We start from the raw sequence: 6,996 nt of genomic DNA on the forward strand, positions 1-6,996 counted from the left end.
TTTATTTTAGTTTTTCTTGGAAATAAAAACAGCGAAAATCCGAACATTTTCACCTCTCTCACTTTATAACTTTTACAAAATAGTACTTCTCATAAAAAGCGCTCTAGTTAAAGAAAATAAGAGAAAAATCAAAAAAAACAAAAGTTTCTTTTACACTTGTTTCTATATTCGTTACAATGGTTATGGGAAGTTTTTCAAAAGGTTAAGAAAAGCTTACGGGGGTTTTTGAAATCAAAAAGTAGTAGGGGACGATAAAATGAAACATACACACAAAATCATATTGGCTGTCACTTCTGTATGCACTGTTATTATTCTAGGTGTAAGTATCTTTTTTGTTACACAAGCAGCAACAAACAATAAATTAGAAAACACTAGTCAAACAACTCAACACTCAAGCAGCAGCTCAAAACCTGTTGAAGATAAACAAACGACGAAACAGCTTGATCAAGCAAAACAGCTTGCTGCAAGTTATCATTATGATGAAGCCATCGCCTTACTTGAAAAAGACGACGCCAAAGAAGCGCAACAATTGTTAGCAACTTTGAAAAAAGAAAAAGAATCCTTGGTAAAATGGGAAGACCCGACCAAAATCTCACACGTCTTCTTTCATAGTCTGATCGTTGATCCAGCTAAGGCTTTTCATACCCAGCAAGCACAAGGGTATAAAGATTATATGGTCACTATTTCCGAATTCAATAAAACCATTGATCAGTTATATAAAAATAACTATGTTCTTGTTAATCTAAATGGATTAGTCAAAAAAGGAACAGATGGAAAACTGACCTTTACAGGTGTTTCTCTTCCAGAAGGAAAGAAACCGTTAATTCTTTCGCAAGACGATGTCAGCTATTATGAATACATGGACAATTCAGGATTTCCAAGTAAGTTGATTGTCGATAAACAGAACCAAATCAAGAATATTTATATCGACAATAAGAAGGAAACTGTTGGTGACTATGATATGGTTCCATTGATCGATTCATTCATTAAAAAACATCCCGATTTTTCTTATCAAGGCGCCAAAGGAACATTAGCTTTAACAGGCTATAATGGTGTATTAGGTTACCGTACATCAAAATCAGAATATGGTGATAACGAAAAAACAAACAAAGAAATCGAAGCAGCCAAAAAAGTTGCTGATCAATTAAAGAAAGATGGTTGGAGTTTTGCTTCTCATACTTGGGGACACTTGAATATGACACAAGCTTCTTTAGCCGATATCCAACAAGATAATGAACGTTGGCAAAATGAAGTTGCACCTATTTTAGGCAAAACAAATATTTTGATCTACCCATTTGGCGCTGACATCAGCGATTGGCAACCTTATTCTGAAGCAAATCAAAAATTTGCTTACTTGAAACAACAAGGATTTGATATCTTCTGCAATGTCGATGCCTCAACTCCTGCATGGGGACAACTAGGAACTGACTACTACCGTAACGCCAGAATCAATATTGACGGTATCCGTTTCGAAGCTGACCTAAAAGGAGAAAATCCAATACTTGATCAATTTATCAACGTCAAAGAAGTGTATGACCAAAAAGATCGAGGATAGAGGTTGTGAAAGAAGCGTCCAGCTCCGAGCAAATAAGAACTAGATTTCTAAAATAGTTTCTCATATTTTGGAAATCTAGCGCTTATTGCTGAGGATTTGCTTCTTGAACACCGTGGATAAGGTTGTGAAAAGACCGTTCAGCTCCGCCGACAATAAGAATGAATTTTTCTAAACAGCTTCTCATGTTTTGAAAAATCCAGACTTATTTCAAGGAGTTGGGCTTTGAACACCGTGAATAGAGGTTGTAAAAAGAGCGTTTTGACTTATTGTTGAAGGTCAGCTCTTTGAACACCGCGTGTTAGGTTGTGAAAAGGCTGGTCTGCATCAAGCAATAAGAATGAACAGAGAAAAACAGCTTCTTGAATACCGCAGATAGGTTGTAAAAAAACCGTTTTGACCTGACGATAACCAGTAAAACAGAGGTGAGACCATTGCTAAAAGTAGCAGTGGTCTCATCTCTTTTTTTGCACAAGTCATATTTGATTGTTTCGTTATTTTAATCAGGATAAAGTTCTTTTTTTTCATGCTAAAGAGTGATTCTTTCTTCTCGATTTTCACTTTCTTCGTTTAACTTTTGGTAAATACTTCTGTCAGAAAAAGCTCTAGGTAGACACACGAAAGCAGATAAAAAGCCTAACTTTTGCAACAGTTTATGCTGTCGTTCAAAGTTAGGCTTCTACAGTTTATAAATAGCCCTTTCTATCCATGAATCACATCAAGTAATGTCTGGAATAAGATTGCACTAGAAGCTGCTCCTGGATCAATGTGTCCAATCGCCCGCTCCCCTAAATAAGAAGCACGTCCTTTTTTTTCGACCAAATTTTTAGTATGTTCTTTGGCATTTTCGATGACGTCTGCGGTTAGCTGATTGTTTTTTAATGCTTCCGTAACAGGCAACCAAACATCTAGCATTGTTTTATCCTCTGCTTCAGCTTTTCCTCTTGCTTGTATCCCATTTGTACCTTCTTCGATGATTTTCCCTAATTGCTCTTGTGAATTGATGACGTCAACATCCTTTGTCGCTTTCATCATGTTCATGAATGCTGAACCATATAGCGGACCTGAAGCTCCTCCAACTTTGGAGATCATTGCCATCGAAAGAACTTTAAAGGTATCACTGATTGTTGTCGGTTCCTCTTTCTTAAAGGCGTCTTCAAATGCGGAAACACCTCGCCCCATATTATTTCCATGGTCACCGTCACCGATCGGCGTATCTAGATCACTAAGATAACTTTTGTGGTTCTGTTGCAAAGTTTTCCAAAAAATCTATTTTAGTGTAAAATTGAGAAAAAAGACAGAGAGGACAGAGTAATGAATCATTTTAAAGGCAAACAATTCAAAAAAGACGTCATTATTGTCGCTGTTGGTTACTACCTGCGTTACAATCTAAGCTATCGTGAAGTTCAGGAATTGTTATATGATCGTGGAATAAATGTTTGTCATACTACGATTTATCGTTGGGTACAAGAGTACAGCAAAGTCCTCTATTATCTTTGGAAGAAGAAAAATAGACAATCCTTCTATTCATGGAAAATGGACGAAACCTATATCAAAATTAAGGGACGTTGGCATTATCTTTATCGTGCAATTGATGCGGACGGCTTAACCTTAGATATCTGGTTACGAAAAAAACGGGATACGCAAGCAGCCTATACTTTCTTAAAACGACTCCATAAACAGTTTGGTGAGCCGAAAGCAATTGTGACCGATAAAGCACCTTCTCTTGGCTCTGCCTTTAGAAAGTTACAGAGTGTGGGTTTATATACTAAGACAGAGCACCGAACTGTGAAGTATCTTAACAATTTAATAGAACAAGACCATCGACCTATTAAACGACGAAATAAATTTTATCAAAGTCTCCGTACAGCCTCTTCCACGATTAAGGGCATGGAGACCATTCGAGGAATATATAAAAAGAACCGAAGAAATGGAACGCTCTTCGGCTTTTCGGTGTCTACTGAAATCAAGGTATTAATGGGAATAACAGCCTAAGATATTTGGAGTTCAGAGAGGGCGCGTTTGATTTTCAAACTTCGCAACAGAACCAGCGTCAGGGTGCCCTTGTACTGGTCCAAGAGGTCCCATACGGTTTCGTTCATGGTCTTCCTCCTTTCAATGTAACTATTATACTACAAATAATTATTTTTTTAGTATATTTGTTACACATTGGTACGTGAATGCGTACTTAGGAATGAGGAGCTTTTTGCAGCTCCCTTTAACAGCTAGTTGGATTTTTATACTTTGGTATAATTATCTGACAACATAATACAAAGAATGGATGTGTAACAAATGATTATTCCTGAAAAGTTAAAATCCAACGATGAAATCCGGGTCTTGTCGCCTTCGAGTAATTTTCAAAGAGTGGGAGGGATGGAAGGGAACCGAAAGGCTCAGGAAAGACTGGAGAGTCTGGGCTATAAGGTCACGTTTAGTAAGAATATCCACGCCACCGATTTGATCGGCTCGGCCTCGATAGAAGAGCGCGTGGAAGACCTCCACGCGGCTTTTTCCGACCACAATGTGAAGGCGATTCTCTCCACCATTGGCGGTTTCAACTCCAATGAGTTGCTGCCTTATATTGATTACGATCTTATCCGGAGTAATCCTAAGATTATTTGCGGCTACAGCGATATCACTGCCCTGAATAATGCAATCACCGCTAAGACCGGGTTGGTAACGTATATTGGACCTCACTATTCCAGCTTCAAGATGGACGAGCTCCAAGACTACCAGACAGAGTACTTTTTAAAGGTATGTGCGGGAAGAGAGGAGGTCCAACTGGCTGCCTCGGATCATTACAGCGATGATTTGTGGTTCTTACCCGAGGAGCCGCGAAATTTGGTTGAGAACGCTTGGAAGGTCTATACCCCCGGAACAGCAGAAGGGGTTAGCTATGTGGGCAATCTCAATACCTTCACCCTGCTCCAGGGAACCGAGTATATGCCAGATCTCCATAACGGAATCCTTTTTGTCGAATCCGCAGAAGAGAACACGTCCCATGACTTCGCCCGTGATTTGGCGTCCCTGCTCCAGGTTGCCAAAAATCCAAAGGGATTGGTGATTGGCCGATTTCCTGAAGAGACAGGGATGACCGAAGAAATACTGGTAAGTATTCTAGACAAGCACCCTGTATTGAAGAGCATTCCCGTCCTCTATGATGTGAACTTTGGCCATACCCAACCTATTTTTACTTTTCCTATAGGCAAAAAAATTAAACTAGACGCAGGCAATCTTAAAATCATGATCTAAGGAGAGGAAAACAGATGCAGGCAGAAGAACTATGGAATCATTTTATTGAGGAATACCCCCGCTACAAGCACCACACCTATGAAGCGTGGCAGTATGGCGTGGTTCCCGACGAACTGGCAGAACTGACCCGCCAGGGCGTGAAGACCGCCACTACCTCCGGTTATGACCTGTATGAGGCAGATCAAGAACCCTTGCCGTTAGAAGGAGGGTTCAATGTCATCTTGGACAGGCAGGATAATGCGATTTGTATCACCCAGATCACCAAAGTTTATGTGGTTCCCTTCCAAGATGTGTCAGAACGCCATGCCTTCAAGGAAGGCGAAGGCGACCGCACCCTTGGCTATTGGAGGAGCGTACATACCGATTTCTTCTCGGAAGCGTACCAGGAAGCCGGCCTTCCCTTTAGCGAAGAGTCTCAAGTGGTCTGTGAGGAATTTGAAATGGTGTTCCCAGGAGCGGAGCAATGATGAAAATCAGAAGAGCCACCCCTAAGGATGCCAGAGGGGTGGCCAAGGTGCAGGTGGATACCTGACGGAGTCATAGTATCTTACTAAGCAGGGAACAACACCAAAAAAGGCGCTTTTTGTATGGTTAGGGTGTACCCAAAACCGTCATAAGCAACATGTTGATTTTCAAACGTTATCCATGTAGATTTAGAGTGTCGAATAGATGTTCCTTTTATAAAAAGCTATTTTTTCTATATATGTCATTGAAAAGAGAGGTTTTTAAACAATGAAACTTGATAAATATAACCTGCATGAAGATTTTGATGTTTTAGCTATATGGTTTAGAGAAGACCAGGAAATGAAGGATGGAATAAGAGGGATTCTGCACTATAAATCTCAATCCATTATTCTTGAATTATTCGATTCCTTTTCTGAGAGCTTTGATGATACATTTCAACATTTAAACCGAATTTATGGTTTTTCACAAGATGGGAAATTATTGGCCTTGGAAGGGTGTTATAGAGTAAAAGGTACCGATAGTATTCCTGGCTTTAGTATTGATTCATATTCTGTAAATGAATTTTATATACTCGATGTGAATTTTAATAAGATTGAGGGTAATGATGTAATAAGAACCGCTCTCAACAAAGTATTCGGTGATTTCAAAAAAGATCCCATGGTTGAAAGTATTAGGTTTTCCGTTAATCATTTACATACATGGATAGATAAAACTTCTATTTCAACCTTAGTATTTCCCCAGGAAAATAAAGGGGCTGTACAGTTTGATCTAGACAAATATGGGGAAAGAACTTTTAACATTCATTCTGAAAATTTGTCTATATTAGAAGCTATTACTCTTAATAGGAATAAAAGTAACAGTACTTATTCTCTTGAAGAAAAGTCCTATCTGAAAGTTTTTGAAAATAGTGGAGAAATGAGAAACTTTCGTTCCTTCTTTCAAAACGCTCTATACATCAAAAAGCTATTAGAATTCCTAAATGGTATACCTTTGCATTTTGACTATCTAGAGTTCTTATGCGAAAAAGAAACTATACCAGAACATGCTGGGAAATTTTATCCTTTAATAAGGGGGAGATATTTCTTCCGGCAGATTGGAGAGCGAATCACCACAGCCCCTAAAAGCGCTCTTACATTCCATGCTATAGAAGGTGAATTTGAAAGCATTTTAAATAGCTGGTATTTGAAGAAAGAAAAACTAAGTTTTATTCTTGATAGCTATTTGAACGATTTATACTTACCTTATTATGTAGAGACCCAGCTGCTGAATTCTATTAGAAACTTAGAAATATATTATAGAAACTTTATTAATGATTCGATTGAACAAAAAAAAGAAGAACTAAGAGAAGACCAACAACTGCTAACAGATTATGTGAATGAGAATGTGTCACAGCAGAATAAAGAACATTTTAATGCAAATATTAATTTTATAGGCGAAGATTCCTTACAAAAAAAGCTGAGCCATTTATTCAGGCAACTTCCGGACAAAATATTCGAATCCTGCATAAAAAAAGAAGGGAAGAGCCCATCTAAATCCAGTAGCAGTTTAGCTAGGTCATTAACACAAACACGAAATTTTCACACGCATGGGTATAAACCCGAGTTGTACCCTGATAGAATACAAGGAGCACAAAATTTATTTACAACGAATGAAAAACTGAAGCTCTTTCAAAGATACTTTATTTACGCGAATTGTAAAATTAAGTTAGAAAAATAAAAAGGCATTTA

At 38.4% G+C, this 6,996-nt stretch carries 6 protein-coding genes; 5 read left to right on the forward strand and 1 reads right to left on the reverse strand.

The window, feature by feature from the left end:
* Positions 1 to 256 precede the first annotated feature (256 nt).
* Positions 257 to 1,555 (forward strand): polysaccharide deacetylase family protein, encoded by a 1,299-nt coding sequence (locus tag ED2_RS13850; RefSeq protein ID WP_002290399.1) that lies wholly within the window; start codon positions 257 to 259, stop codon positions 1,553 to 1,555.
* A gap of 699 nt (positions 1,556 to 2,254) precedes the next feature.
* On the opposite strand, the gene dhaL is transcribed toward ED2_RS13850, so the two are convergent.
* On the reverse strand, positions 2,255 to 2,806 hold the full coding sequence (gene dhaL / locus ED2_RS13855; protein WP_002333399.1) for a dihydroxyacetone kinase subunit DhaL: 552 nt from the start codon (positions 2,804 to 2,806) through the stop codon (positions 2,255 to 2,257).
* A 60-nt stretch (positions 2,807 to 2,866) separates the two neighbouring features.
* Between dhaL and ED2_RS13860 the strand changes: the two genes are divergently transcribed.
* From ED2_RS13860 to ED2_RS13875, 4 genes are all read left to right on the forward strand, one after another.
* A complete protein-coding gene (locus tag ED2_RS13860) occupies positions 2,867 to 3,547 on the forward strand; it encodes an IS6-like element ISS1N family transposase (protein ID WP_060789901.1) in 681 nt (226 codons plus the stop codon).
* Positions 3,548 to 3,844: 297 nt separating this feature from the next.
* Entirely contained in the window at positions 3,845 to 4,804 is a 960-nt protein-coding gene (locus tag ED2_RS13865) for a S66 family peptidase (protein WP_010829805.1), read from the forward strand.
* Between the two features lie 14 nt (positions 4,805 to 4,818).
* Positions 4,819 to 5,271, forward strand: a complete 453-nt coding sequence (locus tag ED2_RS13870; RefSeq protein WP_010829804.1) for an ASCH domain-containing protein — start codon at positions 4,819 to 4,821, stop codon at positions 5,269 to 5,271.
* A 265-nt stretch (positions 5,272 to 5,536) separates the two neighbouring features.
* Positions 5,537 to 6,985, forward strand: a complete 1,449-nt coding sequence (locus tag ED2_RS13875) for an ApeA N-terminal domain 1-containing protein (protein WP_058138542.1) — start codon at positions 5,537 to 5,539, stop codon at positions 6,983 to 6,985.
* Positions 6,986 to 6,996: the final 11 nt, after the last annotated feature.

Origin of the sequence: Enterococcus durans NBRC 100479 = LMG 10746, assembly GCF_001544215.1 — a bacterium.
GTDB classification, from domain to species: Bacteria; Bacillota; Bacilli; order Lactobacillales; family Enterococcaceae; genus Enterococcus_B; species Enterococcus_B durans.

Bases quoted from the DNA above. Each gene is read 5' to 3' on its own strand.
- ED2_RS13870 (WP_010829804.1), top strand. From the start codon at position 4,819: ATGCAGGCAGAAGAACTATGGAATCATTTTATTGAGGAATACCCCCGC.
- ED2_RS13850 (WP_002290399.1), top strand. From the start codon at position 257: ATGAAACATACACACAAAATCATATTGGCTGTCACTTCTGTATGCACT.
- ED2_RS13865 (WP_010829805.1), top strand. From the start codon at position 3,845: ATGATTATTCCTGAAAAGTTAAAATCCAACGATGAAATCCGGGTCTTG.
- ED2_RS13875 (WP_058138542.1), top strand. From the start codon at position 5,537: ATGAAACTTGATAAATATAACCTGCATGAAGATTTTGATGTTTTAGCT.
- ED2_RS13860 (WP_060789901.1), top strand. From the start codon at position 2,867: ATGAATCATTTTAAAGGCAAACAATTCAAAAAAGACGTCATTATTGTC.